A 23604-nucleotide genomic window follows, 5' to 3' on the forward strand; every position below is an offset into this window, starting at 1 on the left:
ATGTTAAGAACTATATTTGAAGCGACTATTGGTTCAAAGAGTAAAAGAGATTTAAAGAATTATCTTCCTGTTTTAAGGAATATTAATAAACTTGAGTCTTGGGCACTATCTTTATTAGATGAGGATTTTTTAAAGGAAACAGCGAAATTTAAAGACGAACTTAAGAATGGTAAAACTTTAGAAGATATTTTAGAGAGAGCGTTTGCACTCTCTAGGGAAGCTGCAAGAAGACGACTTAAAGAGAGACCTTATGATGTGCAACTTATTGCTGGACTTGCACTCCATCAGGGCAAAATAATAGAAATGAAGACAGGGGAAGGTAAAACTTTGTCCTCTGTGCAGGCTGCTTATCTTAATAGTTTGACGGGCGATGGTGTTATTATTGTTACAGTTAATGATTATCTTGCAGAACGTGACTCAAATTGGATGAAGCCCGTTTTTGAGCTTTTGGGAGTTAGTGTTGGTGTTGTGCTTTCCAATATGGATTCTTCTAGGCGAAAGATAGAATACGCCAAAGATATTACCTATGTTACAAATAATGAGCTTGGATTTGATTATTTAAGAGATAATATGTGCTTTGATTTGTCTCAGAAATCTTTACGACATTTTAATTATTGTATTATCGATGAGATTGATTCTATTTTAATTGATGAAGCTAGAACACCTTTAATTATTTCAGGTTCAACAGAAGGGGATACTAGTGCTTACCTTACGGTTAATTCTCTTGTTCCTCTTTTAAAAGAATGTTCTAAAGATCCAAAAACGGGTGATTATCCTTTAGAAATAGATGATCTTGATGGTGATTATACAATTGATGAGAAGAGCAAGAGAGTATCTTTTACTGTTAATGGTTTAAATAATCTTGAACAAATTTTAGTTTCAAAGGGCATAATTCAAGGATCTATGTATGTTGATTCTAATTTTAATTATGTTCATTATATGACACAAGCATTGAAAGCTCATTTACTTTTTTTGAAGGACAGAGAATATATTGTTGGAGATCTTGGAGTTGAAATTGTTGATGAGTTTACGGGTCGTGTTTTAAAAGGGCGCAGATATTCAGATGGATTACATCAAGCTATTGAGGCTAAGGAAGGTGTTAGAGTTGCAAGTGAAAATAAGACTATGGCAACAATTACATTTCAAAATTTGTTTAGGATGTTTAAGAAAATTTCTGGAATGACTGGTACGGCAGATACAGAGGCAAAAGAATTTCATAGAATATATAATCTTGATGTTATAGTAGTTCCTACTAATAAATTGGTTGCAAGAATAGATGAAGATGATATTATCTATTATACTGAAGAATTTAAGTTTCAAGCAATTACAGATGAGGTTTATGAAGCCTACAAAAGAGGACAGCCTGTTCTTGTTGGAACAGTTTCTATTGAGAAATCTGAAATTTTATCGAACATGTTTAAAAATAGAGGCATTAAACATGAAGTTTTAAATGCAAAAAATCATTTTCGTGAAGCATTAATTATTGCTGAAGCAGGAGCAAAATATTCTGTTACTATTGCAACTAATATGGCTGGTCGTGGTACTGATATTAAGCTTGGAGGCAATCTTGAACATAGAGTTCGTAAAAAATTTGGTACAGAAATGAGTCTTGATGATTTTCAGAAGGCTATGCAGAGTGAGAGAGAGCATTATCTTAAAGATTATGAAGAAGTTAAGTCTCTTGGTGGACTTTATGTTATTGGTAGTGAGCGTCATGAATCAAGAAGAATAGATAATCAACTTAGAGGACGTGGGGGAAGGCAGGGAGATCCTGGTAGATCAAGGTTTTATGTATCTCTTGAAGATGATTTGATGAGACTTTTTGCAGGAGATAACTTAAGATCTTTGATGGGAAAACTTGGGATGGCTACGGGTGAGCCTATTGCACATTCTCTTTTAACTAAATCCTTAGTTAATGCACAAAGACGTGTGGAAGATCGAAATTTTGAGATTAGAAAGCATCTTTTGGAGTATGATGATGTTATAACAAAACATAGGGAATTTATTTATTCTCAGAGGAATTCAATACTTGCTGATAATAATGTTAAAGAACGTCTTCTTCTCTCTTTAAGAGAATATCTTGATTTTTTATTTGATCAAGTTAAAGGAGATGTGGTAACAAGTTCTGTGCTAAATGAAATAAATTCAGTTTTTGCTTATATGATGGAGAGTGTTGGTTCTGTTGATAAAATGAGTATTGCTGATTTAAAGAATAAATTGATGGATGTTGCTAGAGCTAGTTTAGATTCAAAAGAAGAATTAATTGGGTCTGAACTTTTAAATGAATTTTTGAAGTATGAGTATTTGAAAAATATTGATTTTAAATTTCAAGAGCATCTTGCAAATCTTGATTCTTTAAGAGAGTCGGTTTATCTTAGATCTTATGCTAATAAAAATCCAATTACTGAATATAAGGAAGAAGGTTTTGCAATTTTTAGTGAACTTATTAAGGATATTAAGGTTGAGACTTTAAGACGAACTTTGCAGGTTAAGGTTGATGTTGATTCTAGTAATTATAAAAATAAAAAGCCTAAAGATGTTCATGCTACTCATAAAGAGTTTATGGGTATTGCTTCTGAGAAAAGAGGTAGTGATAATTCATCAAGAGTTCAAATAGTTAGAAGTGCTCCTAAAATTGGAAGAAATGATCCTTGTTATTGTGGTAGCGAAAAAAAATATAAAAATTGTCATGGAAAAAATTAAAGAAGGGGGTGTGTTATGTTTAAATTACCAGAACTTGGTTATACTTATGATGCTTTAGAGCCTTATATTGATGCTAAGACAATGGAAGTTCATCATACTAAACATCATAATGCTTATACAGTAAATTTAAATTCTGTGCTTGATCAAGTAAAAATAAATTATTCTCATGATATTGAGAATATATTAAAAAATATTCAGCGATTTCCAGCTGAATTTCAAAAAATTGTAAGAAATAATGCAGGTGGATATGTTAATCATAATTTATATTTTAGGACTTTAAAACCTGGAAATAAAGATAATATTTTGAAAAATTTTGAAGAACATGTAATTTCTACTTTTGGTAGTCTTGAAAATCTTAAGGTAGCCTTAAAAAATTTGGCTGTTAGTATTTTTGGAAGTGGTTGGGCTTGGTTAGTTCTTTATGCAAATAAAGAATTGCAGGTAATATCAAAGCCTAATCAAGACAGTCCTTTAATGGAGGATTATAAGCCAATTTTAGGTATTGATGTTTGGGAACATGCTTATTATCTTAAATACCAAAATAGAAGAGCTGACTATGTTGATGCATTTTTTAAGGCATTAAATTGGGAAGAAGTTTCACGCATTTATAATGAAATTATAGAGTAGTGATGTATAATCATTGATGTTTTATTTGTTTCATGAACTAGGCTTTTAAATATGTTTATATATTGTTTGCCTAGTTTATTGATTTTATGTATTACTTTAATAAATTATGATGATGTGTAATCATTTGTGTATTTATATTTCATTGTTATAGTTATATTTTTCAATATCATTAAAATATTTTACAGTTCCAACTTTAAGTTCATATGTTGCAGTTTCGTCTGACACTATAATTGCATTTCTGTGTAGCTGTAAAACACTAATTGGCCACATGTGATTTACGCCTTTCTCAATAGCATGTTTAAGTGCTCTTGCTTTGTTGTGTCCATTTGTTATAATCATTACTTCATTTGAATCCATAATTGTTCCCACACCTACTGTTAAAGCACTTTTGGGAACTTTATTGATATCATTTTCAAAAAATCTTGAATTTGCTATAATCGTGTCTTGCGTTAGTGTTTTAATTCTTGTTCTTGATTTAAGAGATGAACCAGGTTCATTAAAGGCAATATGGCCATCAGGTCCAATTCCTCCCACAAAAAGCATAATTCCACCATAAGATTTGATTTTTTTCTCGTATTCTTCGCATTCATTGATAAGGTTAGTAGCATTACCATTGAGTATATGTACATTTTCTTTTTTAATATCTATATGTGAAAAAAAATTGTTCCACATAAATGAATGGTAGCTTTCAGGATGATTTTTATCGAGACCTATGTATTCATCCATGTTAAATGTGACTACATTTTCAAATGATATTTTTTTTAGTTTATTGAGTTCAATTAAATTTTGGTACATTCCAATTGGTGAGCTACCTGTTGGAAGTCCTAAAATGAATGGTTTTTCTTTTGTAGGTACCCATTCTTTTATTCTCATGGCTATATGATTGGCAGCCCATTTTGACATTTCGTTATAATTAGATCTAATAATTAATCTCATTTATTTCTCCTTGTGTTTTTGAATTAATGAAACTAAAGCTTGTTGCAAATTATCTTTGATTCTATCATTGTTAATTTCAAATTCAAATCTTTGTCAAGAACATTTATATTTGCATCATATCCATGACATATTAATCCTTTTTTCTCAAGATTAATTATTCTGATTGGATTATATGAACTTGCTTGAACGGCGTCGCTTAAACTGTATCCAAATTCTACTAAATTTTTAATTCCTTGTATCATTGTAAGCGCAGATCCAGCTATTGTGTCATTCTTTACAGTATGAAATAGTCTGTTATCTTTAAGATATACTTCTTCACCATTAGCTATTAATTTTCCAGACGGTTGTAGTGTTGGAGTTAATCCATCAGTTACAAGTACCAATTTGCTTATGTCTTTAAGTTTTCTGAGCATTAAGACAAGTTTTGGGTGGACATGATGTCCATCAGCAATAATTTCACAAGAGACATCTCCATGAATTAAGACAGCTCCTATTGCATGTGGATTTCTGTGATCAAGTTTAGACATTGCATTAAAAAAGTGAGTTGTGTGAAGTATGCCTACTTGAAAACCTTCTATCATATTTTCGTATCTTGCATTTGTATGTCCTGCTTGAAGTGTAATATTGTTTTCCATGCAAAATATTGCAAGTTCTCTCATACCTTTAAGTTCAGGTGCAACTGTCATTGTTGCAATATGTGTTCTTCTTCTTCCAAAAGAATCTGTAAAAGTGCCCCCTGCTGCTTCTATGAATTTTTTCATGGTTTCAATGCTTGGTTTTTGAAGGTAAGATGTGGGATGAGCACCTTTTTTTTCCGGAGAGAAGAATGGCCCTTCAAGGTGGAGTCCTAAGATTTTTGCTCCCTTCTCTTTTCCTATTGCTTGGGTGCATGCTTTAATTGTTGCAATCATTTCTTCAGTTGGACGTGGGTAGAGTGTTGGCAAGAAGCCTACTACTCCGTATTCTGCCAAGTGTTCTGACATTTTAATTATAGAGTCTGTTGAACATTGATCAGTTCCATATCCATAAAATCCATGTATGTGGTTATCGTAAAGACCGGGTGTGATATAGTTACCTTTAACATCAATCATTTTATATTCTTGTAGTTCAAGTTTTTCAAGTCTATCTGATGTTACGATATCAAAAATTTTATTGTCTTTAATCAGAACGGCCGAATTGTCTATTTTATCGTTTCCGGTAAGTACAGATTTTGCATTAAATAAACAAAAATTTGGCATATCTACTCTCCTATTAAGTTAAATTTTACTATAAATAAATATCTTTTTTTAAAATATACTTATTTTTTTATGTATATTGTTAATGAAATTTTTGTTATTAACTTTAAATTATAATATTGTTTTCTATGTGATATCTATACATTTTTATGTTACACTTTCTATTTAAGAGGTGTTGTGATGTCTTCTGGATTTTTTGTTCCTGGTGTGGATAATAAATATAATACCAAAGAAATCCGTGAATCAATGCTTAAGCCCGATAAGGCTAAAGTAGACTCATCCGTGGAAAAGCTTGAAAATTTAGAACAAGAAAAGCGTGCTTGGCAAATAATTAATAAAAAAGTTTCTATTTTAAATTCTCTTGCAAAGCAAATCACATCTCTTAGTAGTCCTTTTAATTACATGTCGGGTAATTCTAGTAATGATGATGTTCTTTCTGTGTCTGCACGTTATGGCGCTAAAAATGAAAATTATAAAATTGATGTTAATCAAGTGGCAAGTTCTGATATTTTTTTATCTGCGAATTTTAAACAAAAAGAGATTGATATTCCTGCAGGAGAATATACGTTCTTGATTGGGGATAAAGAGATTAAGGTTAGAAATAATGGAGATATTGAATCTCTTGTTAGAGATATTAATAAGAAGGGTAAGGGATTTTTATCTGCTAAGATTGTCAAGAGTGATAGTGCTGGAAATAGTAGATTAATTTTGCAGTCTTTAAAGGAAGGTGAAGATAATAGACTTATTATGAAAGATGAGGCTTTAAATTTTGCTAGACGTATAGGTATTTTAAGTGAGCTTACGACAAATTTTAGTCCAAATATAAGCGAAATTGTTAATAGCCAACAAAATAGTAGTAATAAAATTTTTCTTGATGAAGATAATATTGTCTTGGAGCCTTTATCAGAGATTGGAATAAGTATTCCAGAAAATATTAAGATTAGTAATAGAAGTAAGATTAAATTTGAAATTAAATATTATGATATTGATGATACGGGTATTTTAAGTGAAATCATTTTTAATCCTGGTGAAGCTACATTTGAGGGTGCTAAGGTTGAAGCTGAGGATAGTATCATTAATCTTGATTCTGACCATAAGCCTTTTTTGAAAGAAAAGAAATATATTCAGATGAATATGATTAAGATTCGCAGTAGTAAAGATTCTTTAGAGTTGCCTCCAATAAATGTTGCAAGTGATTTTGAAAAAGTTGAAGTTGAAGTTGGTTCTCTTTTAGATTTAAAAGAGATCAATATTGAAAATAGGGTTAATAATAAGACTTTTGTTATTCGAAATATTGAGATATTTGATCCTAAAAATAGGGATGGACATTTGCCAATTAATGCTAAAAGCTTTGCAGAGAATGCAAAAGTGAAGTTTGATGGTGTTGATGTTGAACGTGATTCAAATACCATTAATGATTTAATTCCAAATGTTACACTTAATTTAAAACAGGCATCAGATGATACTGTTGTTGTGCAAGTTGAACCTGATTATGAAGGAATTAAGAGGCTTTTATTAGATTTTTTACTTGCTTATAATGAAGTTTTGGCTGGAATTAATATTGTAAGTTTAAATGAAAATGGTGAAGAGGGAAGAAGATTGGATGTATTGGAGGAATGGTCTTATTTAAGTGAAGATGAAAAGGAAGAGGCTTATAAAAATTTGGGGATTCTTAAATCTGAGTTTACACTTAAAAATTTTAAATCTAGATTAGAATCAATCATGTTTAATGCTTATAGAACAAATGATCCCAATTTTTCAATTATTAATCAGATAGGAGTATTTACTAGTTCTATGTCATCGGCAGGAGGTCTTTCACGTTATTTAAAACTTGATGAGAAAAAATTTAATGAAGTGTTACAAAGTAATATTGGTTTAGTGAAGGAGCTTTTTGCATTTGATTTTAATGATGATAGAATTTATGATGATGGGCTTGCTAAGGTGCTTGGTGATTATTTGTCTCTTTTAATAGGTACTGGGGGATTTATTTATAATAAGATAAAAAGTTATGATCTAAGAATTCCCAATCAAAAAAATGTAGTTGAAGATTATAAAAAGAAATATGAAGATAGAGAAAGAAAGGTTGAAGGAGAACTTAATACTTTAGATTTTACTGTAAAACGAATGAAAGAACAGGAAGAAATTCTTAAATCTTTGAATTTGCATAGGCAAAACAGATAACAAATTTAATTTAAATGAATATTGTATTTATTTTTTTCTTGGTTTTGTGATATCCTTTTAGAAAGACAAATGGATTTGTCTAAAACATCAAAAATTATATTAATTTATCACGGAGGAAATGATATATGATCATAAATCATAATACGTCAGCTATAAATGCTTCAAGAAATAATGCTATTAATGTTGCTAATCTTAGCAAAACTCAAGAAAAACTTTCTAGTGGGTATAGAATTAATCGTGCATCTGATGATGCTGCTGGTATGGGTGTTGCTGGGAAAATTAATGCTCAAATTAGGGGATTATCTCAGGCTTCTCGAAATACTTCAAAGGCTATAAATTTTATTCAAACAACAGAAGGGAATTTAAATGAAGTAGAACAAGTACTAGTAAGAATGAAAGAACTTGCTGTTCAATCTGGTAATGGTACATATTCAGATGCAGATAGAGGTTCTATTCAAATTGAAATTGAGCAACTTACAGATGAAATTAATAGAATTGCTGATCAGGCGCAATATAACCAAATGCGTATGTTATCTAATAAATCAGCTGCTGATAATGTAAAGACAGCTGAAGAACTTGGAATGCAACCTGCAAAAATTAATACACCAACTTCATTAACTGGGTCACAAGCTTCATGGACATTAAGAGTACATGTGGGTGCAAATCAAGATGAAGCAATTGCTATTAATATTTATGCAGCTAATGTTGCAAATCTTTTCTCAGGTGAGGGTGCTCAACAAGCAACTCAAAATCAGGAAGGAGTACAACCAGCAGCAGCTCCAACTCAAGGTGGAATTAATTCTCCAGTTAATGTTACAACTGCTGTTGATGCCAATGTTTCACTTACAAAAATAGAAGATGCTATTAGAATGGTAACTGATCAAAGAGCAAATCTTGGAGCTTTCCAAAATAGACTTGAGTCTATTAAGTCTAGCACAGAATATGCTATTGAAAACTTAAAATCTTCTTATGCTCAAATTAAAGATGCACAAATGACAGATGAAATTGTAGCGTCTACAACTAATAGTATTTTGACACAATCTGCAATGGCTATGATTTCTCAAGCGAATCAAGTTCCTCAATACGTATTGTCCTTGCTTAGGTAAATCTAATCTTTTAATAAGGGTCTGTACAAGACCCTTATTTTTATTTGTGTCAGTCAAAATTTTTGATATTTTAGTATAATTGATTTATAAAAATTATGTTTTTACACTAGGAGTTTGCTTTGTATAAAGCTATCGTTAAAGTCAGGGACCTTTATAAAACATTTTCTTATACTAAAAATAAAAAGCAAATATTTCAAGCTATAAATAATTATAAGAATGGTAAAGATAGAGCTGATATTTATAGAGAATCTTCTGTTTTTATTGCAAATGCAAACATTAGCCTTGATGTTTATGAGAATGAAATTTTAGTCATTATGGGTATGTCAGGTTGTGGAAAGTCTACTTTTGTTAGATGTTTAAATGGTATACATAAAATAGATTCTGGGTCTATTTTGGTAGATAATATTGAGATGAATGATATTAATCAAAAGGATCTCTCTGCTTTAAGAAAAGATAAATTTGCCATGGTTTTTCAAAATTTTGGTCTCTTTCCGCATATGAACGTTTTAAGGAATGTGACTTATGGACTTGAAGTTAAAAATGTTCCTAAAAAAATTAGGATTCAAAGAGCTATTGATATTTTAAAACTTGTTGGACTTGAAGATTACAAGTATAAATATATCAATGAACTTTCAGGTGGTATGAAACAAAGAGTGGGTATAGCACGAGCTTTAGTTGTTAATCCCGATATACTTTTAATGGATGAAGCTTTTTCAGCTCTTGATCCTTTAATTAGGGGAGAGATGCAATGTGAACTTTTAAGATTGGTAGACAAATTAAAAAAAACAGTTGTATTTATTACTCATGATTTAATTGAGGCTTTTAAATTAGGTAATCGAATTGCTTTTATGAAAGATGGAGAAATCATTCAGGTGGGCAGGCCATTAAAAATATTAAGGGAGCCTAGGACAGAGTTTATTGCCAATTTTATTAAGAATCTTCCTGTTTTGAATATTTTAAAAATTAAAGATATTATTAAAGTAGATTTTGATCATTATGGATGTGGTGGTAAATTTAATGTTATTATTGAAAAAGAAAATGATAGTTTGAGTTTGTATAATGTTTCTGTTAATAAAAAGTATAGTAATGTTATTTCTTTAAATTTGAATTTAGATGATGAAATAAAAAGTATCGTTAAATATTTGAATAAGTTGGATTATTTGATTGTGACAAAAGAAGAGCATGATATTATTGGATACATTGATTTAGGAGAAATTGCTGATTTGTTGGCAAGATAGTTATTTATGGATAGAAATTTTATAGTTGCTAGCATAGATAAGGCGTTTGATTTTTTGGTTGATAATTTTTCAAACTCTAATGGTATTGGTTTTGCTAAGTTTGTAGATTTTTTTTACGAAAATTTGAAAAGGTTAATTTTAGTCATTAATCCTGTTTTGTTTATTTTAATAATTTGTGTTTTGAGTTTTTTGTTTTTGAAAAAAAGATTGGCACTTTTGATTATGTTAGGTTTTTGTTTTATTTTATATTTCAATCTTTGGGAAGTGTCAATGGATACAATATCGCTTATTTTTGTATCTGTGTTTTTTTCTGTACTTTGGGGAATTTTAATAGGTATTTTAGGTGGGTATTATTCAAAATTTTATGTGTTTTTAAAACCATTGCTCGATTTGATGCAGGCGATGCCTCCATTTGTTTATTTAATACCAGCTATATCTTTTTTTGATACGGGTACGTCTTCAGCAATTTTTGCTACAATAATTTTTGCAATGCCTCCAGTTATTAGATATACAAGATTGGGAATTATTCAGGTTCCAAGTGAGGTTATTGAAGCTGCAAAGTCTTTTGGAAGCAGTCGTGCTCGTATTCTTTTTCAAATTCAATTACCATTGGCTCTTCGGAGTACAATAGAAGGGATTAATCAATCAATTATGATGGCAATATCTATGATAGTGATTGCGGCGATGGTTGGTTCATCGGGGCTTGGTAGGACTGTGATATATTCTGTTGAAAGATTGCATTTTGCTGAAGGTTTAATATCCGGATTGGCTGTTGTGATAATAGCTATTATTTTAGATAGAATTATGCAAGCTATTTTTATTAAATTTAGTTATTTAAATACTGATAATTATGGAGTTAAAAAAGAAAATAAATTCAAAAGGTTTTTGGAAATGTGTAATAAATAATACTTTGATTTTATTTGCTAAATAGGGGGAATTGATTTATGAGAGGTGTTTTGATATCTGTTCTTATGAGTTTGGTTTTAGTTTTTATGTCTTGTAATAAGAATGATAATTCTGAGAATAATAATTCTCAAAGTGTCAAATCGGTTAAAATTGCTTATGTTAATTGGATAGGTGAAACAGTTGCTACCAATATTATAAGAGTTGTTTTTGAAAGAATAGGATATAATGTGGAGATATTACCTGTTACTGCGTCTATAATGTATCAGTATGTGGCGTCTGGACGGGTAGATGGTATGGTATCTGCGTGGGTTCCTACGGCAGATAAATTTTATTATGAAAAATTTAAGGATAAGTTTGTTGATCTTGGTCCTAATTATGAGGGGACATTACAGGGATTTGTGGTTCCAAGTTATGTTACAATTTCAAATATTTCGGAACTTAAGGGTAGGGGTTCTGAATTTCAAAATAAAATGATAGGAATAGATGCAGGAGCAGGTACTCAGCTTTCTGTGGAAGAAACTTTAAAGCTTTATGAGTTGGATAAAGAATATGAACTTATCTCTTCAAGTGAGAGTGTAATGCTTGCGAGTTTAGAATCTGCCATTAATAAACAAGAATGGATTTTAGTGCCTTTGTGGAAACCTCATTGGGCATTTGTGAAATATGATATTAAGTTTTTAGATGATCCATTATTGTCAATGGGTGGTCCTGAGAGTATTCATTCTCTTGTTAAGTTGGGGCTTGAAGAGAGTGATCCTGATGCTTATTATTTATTTGATAATTTTTATTGGGGTGATGACTTGTTATTGCCTTTGATAGAAAAAAATTATAAGGAGCCAGGACAAGAATATAAGAATGCTATTGAATTTGTTGATACTCATAAAGATTACGTAAAGAATTGGGTGCCAGATAAATATAAAAATTTATTTGATTAATCTTTTTTTAAATTTTTTTAGTGAGTTTAATATTGGATTTTTAGTTGGCAATGGTTCGCAACCTCCTTTAAATAGTGCATTGCATCTAATGAGTCTTAATATAATTAAAATAGATGCAGTTATGATATTGTATTTTTTTAGACAACTGAGTGCATAGTTTGAGCAACTAGGTTGATATATACAATGAAAACCTACTATTTGAGAAAAAGTTTTTTGGTATATCTTGATTAATAAGATAAATGCTAAATTTGCTATCATAAAAAATTTTTTTAGTATTTTAATGCATATCATAATATCATGTTATTATATAAGGACAATGATAAATATATTGAATATTAATAAAAATATTTTACTTTATTTAATTATAAATATTGCTAATATCAAGTGTTTCATATTAGTTTTTCTTTTATCAGTTCCTTCTTATGCAGAAGAAATTATAAAATTATCTGTTACTGATGCCGTTAATATGGCTTTAAAAAATAGTTTGGCGACTAAAAGTGCTAGGCATCAAGAAGAGATAAAGAGATTGCATAAAAACAATTCTTGGAATGTTTTTATGCCAAATTTGGGTTTTTTTTCAAATATTTCGAGACAAAATCCAATTATAAGAGGAGAGCATTGGAATTTAGATTTAGGTGTTTCTGTTGGACTTTCAATATCGCCATCTGTTGTTAATAAAATGAGACTTGATAATTTCAATTATGACAATGCTGTTATAGACGGAGAAAAAGTTAATAGAGATATTAAGTTGAAAGTTCTTAAAATGTATAATGAGCTTCTAGCTTTTAAAAATATTTTAGAAGTTTTAAAGGAGCAGCAGCTTGAAAAAGGGAAGCTTAAATTTGAGCAAGTGAGTATTGCTTATCGTAATGGTCTTATTTCTGAGATAGATTATCTTGATGCTAAGCTTAAATATAATAGGCTTCAGTCTGATTTAAATGAACAAGTCATTAAATTTGAGGATGCGAAATCAAAATTTAGATTGTTAATAGGATTAGATGTTTTACAAGATTTTGAAATTACAGGTGAGTTGTCAGATGAAGTATTGGATGTTTCATTTTTTAATGAGGTTGTAGATGTTAATGAGCATTTGGAAATAAAGGAATTGAATAATTCCGTTAAAATTATGCAGGCTACTCTTGATAGTCTTTGGTTAGATGCTTTTTTGCCAAAATTTTCTTTTTCAATGTCTTATACTCCTGGAAGTATTTCTTTTGGTGGCGATCTTGCTGGTTCGTCAAGACAGGGATTATCTGTTTCTTTTGGATTGACTTATGATTTTACTGAAGTGTTGCCTTTTTCAAAAAGTTTTACAGGAATATGGGAACAAGATTATAGGTTAAAGATATTAAAAGATCAAATTTATAATAAGATGCGTGAATTTAAATCTGATGTTATTCAAAAACGTAAAGGCATAAGATTGTATAGATCTATTTTGGATAATTCAAAAATGGCTTTGGAGATGTCTAAAAAGAATTATCAGATAGCTTTTGATGCCTTTAATGCAGGCACTATAGATCTTGTGAAATTAAATGATATTGAGCTTTCCTATAAGCAGAGCGATTTACAATTGATAAAAGATAAACTGAATTATGCTAATTTAGTACTTGAATATAAGGGGTTGATAAATAAATTGGATTAATGGAGTAATATTTATGAATCTGATTTGTTACATGAGAGGAGGTTTATATGAAGTATTATTGCTTGCTTTTAGTTTTATTATTTGCTTTCTCATGTAATAAAGAGGGAGAGATTCAAGATGATGTTGCTGGGGATGGTATTGCCGGTGATGTTACTGATACGCCTTATAAATTTCCAGTTATTGTTATGAAGGCTATACGAGGAGATTTAAGTAGTTATATTTCTTTGAATGGTGATGTTGATACAAAAGTTAAATTAGCAGTATTTCCGGATGTTGCAGGTAAAATAATATCTCTTGATATAAAGCTTGGAACTTATGTAAATAAGGGACAAATTATTGCAACTCTTGATCCTTCAAAGCCAGGTTTTCTTTATTTGAAGAGTGCAGTAAGAGCCCCGATTTCTGGATACGTTTTGTCTGTTAATTGTAAAATTGGAGAAACGATTACTCCTCAAACTAGTGTTGCGTTGATAGGCAAAATGGATTTTTTGCAAATTAAAACTTATGTTCCTGAAAAATATTTTTTGGATATTAAGATTGGAAATAATGCAATTATTGAGCTTGAATCTTATCCTGGTGAAAAGTTTAAGGCAAAGGTTTCAGAGATGTCGCCTATTGTAGATTTTAAGAGTCGTGCTGCTGAAGTATATCTTGATCCTATAGAAAATATCATAAATAAAATGGTTGTTGGCATGTTTGTTAAAATTAAACTTGTCACTAAGCATGCAAAAAATGTGATTAAAATACCAAAACGTGCTTTGATCGAACAAGAGGGTAGACTCTGTTTATTTAGGGTAAATGTCGATACAGAAACAGTTGAGAGAGTGTTTCCTTTAGTAGAGTTTGAAGTGGATAATGTTGTATCTATTAAAGATAGTATTGCTGAGAATGATTTGATCGTAACTGAGGGTGTTTCTTTGCTATCAGATGGAGCTTTTGTGGATGTGGTAGATATTCATGATGGGCTTGGTGTTGAAGACAATATTTAATTTTTGAGGTTACTTATGTTAGTAAAGAAAGTTGTTAATAAGCCAATAACAATGTTAATATTGTTTTCTTTATTAATTATTCTTAGTATTTATACTTTTTCACGACTAAATATAGATTTGTTTCCTGAGTTTAAATCAACAAGTCTTCGTATTTCTACTGATTATGCAGGAAGTTCTGCAAAAGAGGTGGAAGAGAAAGTTACACGCATTTTAGAAGGCAATTTATCTTTAGTAAAAAATATAGAAACAATGACCAGCAGTTCTTATAAGGGATATAGTGACATTATTCTTAAGTTTTATCATGGAACGAATTTAGACTTGGCTTTAAATGAAGTAAGAGACACGCTTGAGCTCTCAAAAGGTTCATTGCCAAAAGATGCAAGTTTTCCAAGGGTTTCTAGAGGATTTCGTCCAGATGAGGGAGTATCGGTAATATCATTTTTGATATATGCAAATAGATCTATTGTAGACCTTAAGAGGTATGCAGATGAAATTTTAAAGCCTAGATTGGAGAGACTTGATGGAGTTGGAGTTGTACATGTTAGTGGAGGTGGGAGTAAACATATTTTAGTTGAAGTGTCTCAAAATAGGTTGGAGGCATATGGGCTTAATTTATCGGATATTGTTCCGTTTATTTCTTCTCAAAATGTTGAATTGTCTGTTGGTGATGTTTTTGACGATGATTTGAAATATCCAGTACAAGTATCTGGCAATTTTAATTCGATTAATGATTTGGAAGATGTGGTTATTGCTTATAAGCCTTATTCTTTGAAAGATAATTCTTTTGTTCAGGTTAGATTGAGAGATATTGCAACTATTAAGGCTATTTCTGAGAAAAAGAGGTATGTATATTATAATGATAGGCATAATGATAATAGGCCTTCTATTGAGGTATCTATAGAAAAACAAAATGATGCAAATTTTGTTACCGTTTCAGATGCGGTTAATGAAGAATTAAAAAAAATTAAACTTATCCTTCCTAAGGATATATCTCTAGATATTTTTGCGGATAATGCTGAATATATTAGAGAGGCTATTTCTTCTGTCTCTAATTCAGCTTATTCGGGAGCATTTCTTGCATTATGTATTATTTTCTTCTTTTTAAGAAGCTTTCGAGCGACTGTTATTATTGGCATTGCAATACCATTGGCTATTATTATTACTTTTTGTTTAATGTATTTTGCAAATATTTCATTAAATATTATGAGTCTCTCGGGACTTGCTTTAAGTGTTGGTATGCTTGTGGATTGTTCTATTGTTGTAATAGAAAATATATATAGATATAGACAAAAAGGTGCAAAACTTATCTCTTCTGCCATTTTGGGAACACAAGAAATGATGCTTCCAATCATTGCTGCTACTGTGACGTCAATTTGTGTGTTTGCTCCTTTGCTTATTTTTAAGTCAGAGTTGGGTATTATTGGTGATTTGATCAAGGATTTTGCCTTTACTATCGTTATATCTTTAACGGTTTCTTTGTTTGTTGCTATTTTTTTAGTTCCTGTGCTTTCAAGTTATTATATTGGGCTTTATACTGTTTTTCAAAAGCCCATTAAAAATAAATTAATCGAAAGAATTGATAGTGTCTTATATAAGATTTCTGCTTTTGGAGAGAAATCTTATGTTATTTTGTTAAATTGGGTTTTAAATCGTAAGCTAGTTTTTTTATTGTTTGTTACATGTAGTTTTATTGTAAGTTTACTTTTATTTCCTTTTTTAGATGTGTCTTTTATGCCTAAGGAATATTCTCCTGTTATTAATTTTTCTTTTGGTTTTCCCAAAGAAACAAGTTTAGATGTTTCAAAGTTTTATTCAGATAAAGTTTTAGAAATTTTGAAAAGTGAAATTAAAACTTATAAAGGGATTATTTCTGAGGTATATTCAAAAGGTTTTATATTTAAGGTCTTATTGCCTTCAAAAAAGGAAGTTGATGGTGATATTTATAATGAGGAAGAAATTCAATATAGAATCTCTCAGCATGTTAAGAGGGTTTGTCCTATTTTAGATCCTAATAATATTTTCTCATCAAGCAGTTCTTTCGGTGGTCCTACTATTGAGATTAAAATTATGGCTTCTAATTTTGAATCTGCAAAGGAATATGGGAAATTGTTAGTTGGTCTTTTAGAGAAAAATTTTTCAAGTATTGTAAATCCTAGACTTAATATAGAGGAAGATCTGCAAATTGACATAGATATAGATAGGGAAAAGGCTTATTCTTATGGAATTAGTATAGAAACTATTGCAAGGGAAGTTAAAGCCAGCATTCATGGAATTTCATCAGGAAAATATGTTGAAGATGGAGTTAGTTATGATATTTTACTTAAGCTTGATAAAGGTGATATTGTTGATCTGAAAGGTTTGGATGATATATTTGTTATAAATAAATTTGGCGTTAAAGTTCCCCTGTCTTTAATTTCTAATTTTAAAAAAATAAATGGAGTTAAAAGGCTTTTTAGAGAAAATCAATCCTTGGTAGTTAAGCTTACAGCAGGTATTGCTCCAAATGAAAGTTTGGCTTCAGTTACGAGAGATTTAGTAGATTTTGTAACTAATAAGGTTCCCCAAAAGGATGGCATATTCGTTAAATTTGAAGGAGAATACGATGAATTTAAAAAGATTATGAAGCAATTTAAGTTGATAATTTTAATGGCTATTTTACTTGTATTTGGAGTAATGGCAGCACAATTTGAATCTCTGCTCAAGCCTTTTATTATTCTATTTACAATTCCATTGACTTTAATAGGTGTTATACTTGTTTATTTTATATCAAGAGAAAAAATTTATGTTTTGACTGCTTTTGGCATGCTTATGCTTGTGGGTGTTGTTGTTAATACGGGTATTGTATTGGTGGATTATATTAACTTGTTGCTTAAGAGAGGATTTGCTTTAAGAGAAGCAGTAATTGAAGCAGGTCGTTCTAGATTTAGACCAATTGTGATGTCCTCTCTAACCTCAATAGTAGGACTCTTCCCACTTGCATTTTCAGATTCAAATAATAGTAGTCTTTTAAAGCCCATTGCTTTTACCTTTATTGGTGGGATGATTGCTAGTACATTTTTGGCTTTGCTTTTTATTCCTATGCTTTTTGAAGCTTTTTCTAATTTTTCGATAAAAAATTTTATTCTGGTGAAATTGTTGTTTTTTGTTTGCAAAATAAATGGCAAAAGGAAAAATGTCAATTTGTTAAATAAGAATAAAAATAATGACAATATTTCTAAAATTGATGCTAATGGTAATGTTAAAGTTGATGATATTTTTGATGATGTTTTTATTGACGAAGATTAAGATTTGATATGGGGGGGGATTTGTATAGAGTTGAAGTAATTTCTAATTTGTCTTTGGAAGTTGATCTTCATGAATATATAAGTAAGATAGAAGATGATTTGGGTGAAATTATATATTATTCTAAGATATATAATGTTAGAGGAAAAGGGATAAAGGGTGAAAAACAGTGTAATTCAATATGGCCTGAAGAAAATTTTATTCTTATAGTTTATACTGATAGTTTAGTTGTTGTAGAAAAATTAAAAAATGCTATTGAGATTTTAGATAAAGAATATCCTACTGAAGGAATTAGGTTTTTTGTTATAGGTAATTGAGATTGTTGGTTTTTTGTACCTTTATTCAATTTGTATTTTTAAATTGTTTATTAATAAATTTATCATTTAGCAAATTTATTAAATTAATGTAAAAGAGCTATAATGTGTTTTATTAATTTAATATACGATCAAATAATGTTGAATTATGATTTTATTATTTAAGATGTTATAATTATTAATAATATTCGTTGTAGTGAGTGTGTAGTAGTATCATATGTCAATAGTAAAAACTTTTTTTGAAATTGCTAGTAAGCATGGTTGTGGAATTGCACAAATATATAAGAATAATAAAGACTATTTTAGAGTTACTTATTCTGATTTGAAAAATAATGTTTTAAAGTTTGCTGCTTTTTTGAAGAAAATGAATTTGGGATATCAGGATAAGGTATTTATTTGTTCTGAGAATAGAATTGAGTGGAGTGTTATTGATTTTGCAATTTTATCTCTAGGTGCTGTAGATGTTCCAAAGGGAGTTGATATTACTCTTTTTGAGGCTGAAATAATTATTAATAATATTGCTCCTAATATGATAATAGTGGAAAATGTGGATCTTCTCAACTTGATTGTTAAGCTTAAATTTAATGTAAGGCCTATTATTGTTATTATTGATGATTTATGGGAAGAAGATAAATTACGCTTTAGTGATTTTGAAGTTTATACTTATAAGGAGTGTATTTTAATTGGAGAAAATGCAAGGCAGGATGAAGAGATTATTAGGACTGTAAATAATATCAATCCTGATGATATGGCTACAATAATATATACTTCTGGTACTACAGGAAATCCTAAGGGAGTGATGCTTTCTCATGCTAATTTCCTTTATCAGGTGTCTAGTTTTAGTAGGATGATTAGTGTTAGTGAAGGGCAAATATTTATGTGTATTTTGCCGATTTGGCATTCATTTCAAAGATCGTTTTCTTATAATATTTTTCTTAAAGGTATGACTTGTTTATTCTCAAATATTGTTCCAAGAAATATGCTTGATGACATTAAGAATATTAATCCTCATTACATTGCAGCTGTTCCTAGACTTTGGATTGCAATAAGACAAAATATTGTTAAAGAGATTTCAAAAAAGGCATTATGTATAAGATTGTTATTTCAACTTTTTGTTAAGTCTGCATGTATTAATGATATTTGCTATAGAGTAGTTTTAGGATTGTATCCTGATAATGGATTGGATCTATTGATGCCCATAAAAAAATTTTTAGGTCTTTTGGGATTAATTGTTTTATTTCCTTTTAAAATTTTGGGAAATTTACTTATTTTTAAAAAAATAAAGAAAATTTTAGGCAAGAATTTTATTGTTGGCATTACTGGGGGTGGCAGCATACCTTTATATATTGTTAGGTTTTTTAATTCAATTGGAATTGAACTTGCTAATGCCTATGGCTTAACAGAGGCATCTCCTGGGGTTGCATCAAATGAGCATGGTAAAATAATTATTGGTACTAGTGGAAAGATATTGCCTGGAACTATTGCTGAGATTAGAGATGAGAATGGCATGAAGCTTAAAAAACCTGGTAAAGGCATTTTATTCATTAAAGGTCCTCAAGTTATGCTTGGGTATTATCAGGATGCAGAGGCTACAAGGCAAATTATTGGTTGTGATGGGTTCTTAAATACGGGTGATATTGTTAAGTTGTCAAAAAATGATGTTGTTAAGATTATAGGAAGAGATAAAGATACTATTGTTTTAAATAATGGAGAAAATATTGAGCCTGCGCCAATTGAAATTAAGCTTGAAGAATCTTTACTTATTGAGAAAGCTGTTGTTGTGGGACAAGATCAAAAATTTTTAGGTGCATTAATTCTTCCTAATTTTGAGGAGATAAATAAGTATTTAGAGAGCATGGGCCAAGAAATTTGTGATACTAATAATAAACAACAAATTATTGAAAATAATATTGTTCTTAAAGTTATTGGAGATGAGATAAAAAAGCTTATTAATAGGGCCAATGGATTTAAACCTTTTGAACAAATATTAAGATTTGTCCTTTTAGAAAAACCATTTGAAGTAGGTAAAGAAATGTCTATTAAAATGGATATTAAGCGTAATTATATTGCAAATTTTTATCGCAATGAGATAAAAAATTTATTTTCTTAATTTATTGTAGTATTATTTCAAGTTCTTTTATGTCTTTTAATTTTGTATTGGGTGGGTGGGATTGTTGATATACAAATCCATTTCCTTTAATATTTATCTTTATATCTGTGTAGTTTTTTAAGATTTTCATTAAATCTCTTTTAGAGAGTCCTTTAAGATTTGGCAAAGTTTCTTTTATTTTATGCTCGATTATAGGTTTTGGTATGCTGATTTTTGAAGAAATTTGAATTTTATTGTATTCGCTTGTGTTGTCTTTCTGTTCAATTAAATTTATTATTTCTCTAGCCATTGGTGCAGCAATTCTTGTTCCATATATTATTTTTTTAGGATATCTATATACGACGTATATAATATATTTTGGATCTTCTGTAGGATATATTACTAGTATTGAAGATGTATAATCTTCATCTGAATATTTACCTGTATTTTGATCTGTTACTTGAGAAGTTCCACTTTTTGCTGAAATATTTATGTTTTTTGTCTTAAGTTTTGGTATACCTCCTTTGTTTACGACTTCTTTCATCATTCTTAAAACTTCTTTTGCTGTATACTTGGATATTACTTTTTTAATTTCTTCTTTGTGAAATTCTTGAACTGTATCTTCCATTTCATTGCTTATTTTTTTTATGATTTTTGGTTTTAGCATAATTCCGTTATTACTAAGTACACTAGCTGCTTGTAATATTTGAATGGCAGAAACTCCTATTTCTTGTCCAAATCCAATTGTAACTTTACTTCGTCCTGACCATTTTGAATGATGGCTTAAGAGACCTTTTGTTTCTCCAGGGAAAGGAAATCCAACTCTTGTTCCAAAACCAAAGTCTATTAATTTGTTATAAAAATATTCGTTACTTACTTTATCTGTAATATGAGCTATTCCTACATTTGATGAATAGATTAAAATTCCACTAAGGTCAATATAATCATAAGGAGGGTTTAATGTTTTGATTGTAATTATTTCTCCTGATTTGAATTTTTTTTGGTATATACCGTTATCTAAAAATTTTTCGTTTGGTTTTAAAAGTCCACTGTCTAATAGGATAGCTACTGTAAATATTTTATTTATGCTTCCAGGTTCATATGTTAATGATGTTGAAAAATTGTTCCATATTTCTTTAGAATATTGTGAATAATAATTGGCATCATATTGTGGAAATTGAAGCATTGATAAAATTTCTCCATTCTTAGCATCCATTACCATGGTAATCATATTTTCCGGTTTATTTTCTTTGAAATATTTTTTTGCTATTTGATTTATGCTTTTTTGGAGATCTATGTCTATTGTTAGATATATGTTGTTTATACTTGGTTTTTCATTTATGGATTGTTGTTTTGTAAGATCTTCATTTAATATTGAGTTTAGCGAGAATTCAATTCCTGTAAGTCCAATATTATCAGTACCTACAAATCCTGTAATATTGCTTGTCAATTCTTTAAATGGGTAAATTCTTTTGTAGTCTGGATAAAGTATGATGTCTTTTAATCTACCTTCTGATTGAATTCTTTCAATTAGTTCTGATTCTTCTCTTGTTATTTTTCGTTTGATATACATAAATCCTTTTTTTGATGATAGTTTTTGTTTTATTGTTTGAGGATCAATTTTAAGTATTGCACCAAGGGTTTCTGATGTGTTTACAATATTTTTTATTTTACTTGGATCTGTTCCTAATGAATATGATTTTGAAGAGAAAGCTAGTATTTTGCCATTCCTGTCATAGATATTACCTCTTCTTGAAATTTGGTTTCTTTTTTGAGGGAAATATTGTATTTCTTTTGAAGACATTAGTATACAATATTTATAAATTGTTAACAATGTTATTATGAGAAAAATTACTAATATGATGTTTAATCTTAAGCTGTTGATAAAATTTTTATTCATCAAGTATTTAGATACTCCTTGTGTTTGAGTAAATGTTATAACACTTAAGGATTTTATTATGAATGTTTGATTAATTTTTTCTCATATTTATAATATTATATTATGAAAAGAGTAAATTTGAAATTAATAGAGGTTTAAATATAGTGGATGTTAGAACTTTAAAGGGTTTCAGGGATTCCTTACCACAAGATGCGTTAATTCGTACTCATATTATAAAACAAATATATAGTGTGCTTGTTTCGTATAATTTTGATTTAATAGATACTCCTATTCTTGAGTATTCTGAATTTCTTTTGAAAAAGGGTGGGGATGAAGTAGAAAAGCAAATTTATCGGTTTAAGGATAATGGAGGCAGAGATGTTTCTATGCGTTTTGATTTGACGGTTCCTTTTGCAAGATTTATGGCTACTAATAAATGTAAGATTAAATTTCCTTTCAGAAGGTCTCAGATAGGAAAAGTATTTAGAGGTGAAAATACTCAAAAGGGTAGATATAGAGAGTTCATGCAATTTGATTTTGATATAGTGGGTGAGGATACTTTTCGTAGTGATGCTGAAATTTTATCTATTGTTTATTACGGACTTAGAGATATCTTTTTAAATTTTATTAAAGATTTTGAGAGAAAATTTGTTATTCATTTTTCCCATATTGGAATATTGCATGCTTATCTTGAGAAATTGGGACTTGAAGATAATGCCGCTTTTATTTTAAGAAATATAGATAAGTTGGATAAAATGGGGATTGAGACTGTACGAGAAAATTTGCTTGTACAATTAAGTGAAGAGCATGTCGATTTAATATTAGAATTTGTGAATTTAGATGGAACTTTTTCTGATAAATTAAAGAGATTAAAAGGTATTTTAGTAGATAATGATGCTGTTAAGAGAATTGAAGATATTTTTGTACATTTGAGTGTATTAAAAATTCAAGATGCCTTTAATTTTAATTTGAAGATAGTTCGTGGGCTTGATTATTATACTGGACTTGTATTTGAGGCTGAGATGCCATGTGTTAATATGGGTAGTATTTGTAGTGGTGGGAGATACAGTAATTTATTACCTTTATTTTCTGGGTCTTTGCAGAAATTTTCAGCAGTTGGAGGATCTTTTGGTATTGATAGGATCCAAGATATAATTACAATTGAAAAATTTCATTATATTAAGGTATTTGTAGTTAAGGCCAGTTCTAGAGTATTGATTGTTAATTTGGACGATGATTTGCAGGATTATTATTATGGGCTTGCAGATAAATTTAGAGGGCATGATTATTCTAAGATAAATAATATTGCTTGTGAGGTATATCCTAAAAACAAAGATGGTAAAAATATTAAGGTGCAAAAGGATTATGCTATTGCCAAGTGTATAAGATTTTTAATTTTTGTAGGCCAGGAAGAATATAAAGAGAATAAGTTAAGGGTGAGAGATTTAACTAAAAATGAAGAATTGTTGTTGTCTTTTGATGAGGCTATTAAATTTATTAAGGGTAATGATAAGTTTTTGTGCACACCTTTTTGATTAAAGA

The 23604-nt window shown here is 29.7% G+C and carries 17 protein-coding genes; 13 read left to right on the forward strand and 4 right to left on the reverse strand.

All coding sequences use genetic code 11. The features are described 5' to 3' along the window. On the forward strand, window positions 1-2703 hold the full coding sequence (gene secA, locus U881_RS0109045; RefSeq protein ID WP_024654103.1) for a preprotein translocase subunit SecA: 2703 nt from the start codon (window positions 1-3) through the stop codon (window positions 2701-2703). A 15-nt stretch (window positions 2704-2718) separates the two neighbouring features. Then, window positions 2719-3330 carry a superoxide dismutase gene (locus U881_RS0109050; RefSeq protein ID WP_024654104.1) on the forward strand — a complete coding sequence of 204 codons (612 nt, stop codon included), beginning with the start codon at window positions 2719-2721 and terminating at the stop codon, window positions 3328-3330. 132 nt (window positions 3331-3462) lie between these two features. Here U881_RS0109050 and nagB read toward each other — a convergent pair whose 3' ends face one another. After that, window positions 3463-4266: a glucosamine-6-phosphate deaminase gene (gene nagB / locus U881_RS0109055; RefSeq protein ID WP_024654105.1), complete on the reverse strand. Its 804-nt coding sequence runs from the start codon at window positions 4264-4266 to the stop codon at window positions 3463-3465. A gap of 32 nt (window positions 4267-4298) precedes the next feature. Then, window positions 4299-5504, reverse strand: coding sequence for an N-acetylglucosamine-6-phosphate deacetylase (nagA, locus tag U881_RS0109060; RefSeq protein WP_024654106.1), 1206 nt, complete (start codon window positions 5502-5504; stop codon window positions 4299-4301). A 177-nt stretch (window positions 5505-5681) separates the two neighbouring features. On the opposite strand from nagA, the gene fliD reads away from it, so the two are divergent. The 5 genes from fliD to U881_RS0109085 all read left to right on the forward strand — a co-directional run bounded on the left by fliD (window position 5682) and on the right by U881_RS0109085 (window position 11867). Continuing rightward, window positions 5682-7682 carry a flagellar filament capping protein FliD gene (gene fliD, locus U881_RS0109065; RefSeq protein ID WP_024654107.1) on the forward strand — a complete coding sequence of 667 codons (2001 nt, stop codon included), beginning with the start codon at window positions 5682-5684 and terminating at the stop codon, window positions 7680-7682. A gap of 125 nt (window positions 7683-7807) precedes the next feature. Continuing rightward, a complete protein-coding gene (locus U881_RS0109070) occupies window positions 7808-8788 on the forward strand; it encodes a flagellin N-terminal helical domain-containing protein (protein ID WP_024654108.1) in 981 nt (326 codons plus the stop codon). A 119-nt stretch (window positions 8789-8907) separates the two neighbouring features. Then, window positions 8908-10026 (forward strand): ATP-binding cassette domain-containing protein, encoded by a 1119-nt coding sequence (locus U881_RS0109075; RefSeq protein ID WP_024654109.1) that lies wholly within the window; start codon window positions 8908-8910, stop codon window positions 10024-10026. A 6-nt stretch (window positions 10027-10032) separates the two neighbouring features. After that, window positions 10033-10932 carry an ABC transporter permease gene (locus U881_RS0109080; protein WP_024654110.1) on the forward strand — a complete coding sequence of 300 codons (900 nt, stop codon included), beginning with the start codon at window positions 10033-10035 and terminating at the stop codon, window positions 10930-10932. Window positions 10933-10970: 38 nt separating this feature from the next. Then, complete coding sequence (locus U881_RS0109085; RefSeq protein WP_024654111.1) at window positions 10971-11867, forward strand: glycine betaine ABC transporter substrate-binding protein; 897 nt, start codon at window positions 10971-10973, stop codon at window positions 11865-11867. On the opposite strand, the gene yidD is transcribed toward U881_RS0109085, so the two are convergent. Beyond that, window positions 11856-12158 (reverse strand): membrane protein insertion efficiency factor YidD, encoded by a 303-nt coding sequence (gene yidD / locus U881_RS12040; RefSeq protein WP_084538473.1) that lies wholly within the window; start codon window positions 12156-12158, stop codon window positions 11856-11858. The genes U881_RS0109085 and yidD overlap by 12 nt on opposite strands. Before the next feature lie 25 nt (window positions 12159-12183). On the opposite strand from yidD, the gene U881_RS0109095 reads away from it, so the two are divergent. From U881_RS0109095 to U881_RS0109115, 5 genes are all read left to right on the forward strand, one after another. Further along, on the forward strand, window positions 12184-13509 hold the full coding sequence (locus U881_RS0109095) for a TolC family protein (RefSeq protein ID WP_235048171.1): 1326 nt from the start codon (window positions 12184-12186) through the stop codon (window positions 13507-13509). A 47-nt stretch (window positions 13510-13556) separates the two neighbouring features. After that, window positions 13557-14498, forward strand: a complete 942-nt coding sequence (locus U881_RS0109100; protein ID WP_038364219.1) for an efflux RND transporter periplasmic adaptor subunit — start codon at window positions 13557-13559, stop codon at window positions 14496-14498. 15 nt (window positions 14499-14513) lie between these two features. Then, entirely contained in the window at window positions 14514-17783 is a 3270-nt protein-coding gene (locus U881_RS0109105; protein WP_024654114.1) for an efflux RND transporter permease subunit, read from the forward strand. Window positions 17784-17791: 8 nt separating this feature from the next. Beyond that, window positions 17792-18097 carry a PG0541 family transporter-associated protein gene (locus tag U881_RS0109110; protein ID WP_024654115.1) on the forward strand — a complete coding sequence of 102 codons (306 nt, stop codon included), beginning with the start codon at window positions 17792-17794 and terminating at the stop codon, window positions 18095-18097. A gap of 214 nt (window positions 18098-18311) precedes the next feature. Further along, complete coding sequence (locus U881_RS0109115) at window positions 18312-20204, forward strand: AMP-binding protein (protein WP_024654116.1); 1893 nt, start codon at window positions 18312-18314, stop codon at window positions 20202-20204. A 1-nt stretch (window position 20205) separates the two neighbouring features. On the opposite strand, the gene U881_RS0109120 is transcribed toward U881_RS0109115, so the two are convergent. Next, window positions 20206-22083 carry a penicillin-binding protein gene (locus tag U881_RS0109120; RefSeq protein ID WP_024654117.1) on the reverse strand — a complete coding sequence of 626 codons (1878 nt, stop codon included), beginning with the start codon at window positions 22081-22083 and terminating at the stop codon, window positions 20206-20208. Window positions 22084-22226: 143 nt separating this feature from the next. On the opposite strand from U881_RS0109120, the gene hisS reads away from it, so the two are divergent. Then, window positions 22227-23597 (forward strand): histidine--tRNA ligase, encoded by a 1371-nt coding sequence (hisS, locus tag U881_RS0109125; protein WP_024654118.1) that lies wholly within the window; start codon window positions 22227-22229, stop codon window positions 23595-23597. The last annotated feature ends 7 nt before the right edge of the window (window positions 23598-23604 follow it).

It is taken from the genome of Borrelia persica No12 (assembly GCF_000500045.1).
In the GTDB taxonomy this organism is placed as follows: domain Bacteria; phylum Spirochaetota; class Spirochaetia; order Borreliales; family Borreliaceae; genus Borrelia; species Borrelia persica.

What these genes read in the sequence shown, in the direction of transcription:
- U881_RS0109115 (WP_024654116.1), top strand. Translation starts at nt 18,312, where the DNA reads ATGTCAATAGTAAAAACTTTTTTTGAAATTGCTAGTAAGCATGGTTGT.
- U881_RS0109105 (WP_024654114.1), top strand. Translation starts at nt 14,514, where the DNA reads ATGTTAGTAAAGAAAGTTGTTAATAAGCCAATAACAATGTTAATATTG.
- U881_RS0109080 (WP_024654110.1), top strand. Translation starts at nt 10,033, where the DNA reads ATGGATAGAAATTTTATAGTTGCTAGCATAGATAAGGCGTTTGATTTT.
- U881_RS0109120 (WP_024654117.1), bottom strand. Translation starts at nt 22,083, where the DNA reads ATGAATAAAAATTTTATCAACAGCTTAAGATTAAACATCATATTAGTA.
- U881_RS0109050 (WP_024654104.1), top strand. Translation starts at nt 2,719, where the DNA reads ATGTTTAAATTACCAGAACTTGGTTATACTTATGATGCTTTAGAGCCT.
- nagB (WP_024654105.1), bottom strand. Translation starts at nt 4,266, where the DNA reads ATGAGATTAATTATTAGATCTAATTATAACGAAATGTCAAAATGGGCT.
- secA (WP_024654103.1), top strand. Translation starts at nt 1, where the DNA reads ATGTTAAGAACTATATTTGAAGCGACTATTGGTTCAAAGAGTAAAAGA.
- U881_RS0109100 (WP_038364219.1), top strand. Translation starts at nt 13,557, where the DNA reads ATGAAGTATTATTGCTTGCTTTTAGTTTTATTATTTGCTTTCTCATGT.
- U881_RS0109095 (WP_235048171.1), top strand. Translation starts at nt 12,184, where the DNA reads ATGATAAATATATTGAATATTAATAAAAATATTTTACTTTATTTAATT.
- U881_RS0109085 (WP_024654111.1), top strand. Translation starts at nt 10,971, where the DNA reads ATGAGAGGTGTTTTGATATCTGTTCTTATGAGTTTGGTTTTAGTTTTT.
- U881_RS0109070 (WP_024654108.1), top strand. Translation starts at nt 7,808, where the DNA reads ATGATCATAAATCATAATACGTCAGCTATAAATGCTTCAAGAAATAAT.
- yidD (WP_084538473.1), bottom strand. Translation starts at nt 12,158, where the DNA reads ATGATATGCATTAAAATACTAAAAAAATTTTTTATGATAGCAAATTTA.
- nagA (WP_024654106.1), bottom strand. Translation starts at nt 5,504, where the DNA reads ATGCCAAATTTTTGTTTATTTAATGCAAAATCTGTACTTACCGGAAAC.
- U881_RS0109110 (WP_024654115.1), top strand. Translation starts at nt 17,792, where the DNA reads ATGGGGGGGGATTTGTATAGAGTTGAAGTAATTTCTAATTTGTCTTTG.
- fliD (WP_024654107.1), top strand. Translation starts at nt 5,682, where the DNA reads ATGTCTTCTGGATTTTTTGTTCCTGGTGTGGATAATAAATATAATACC.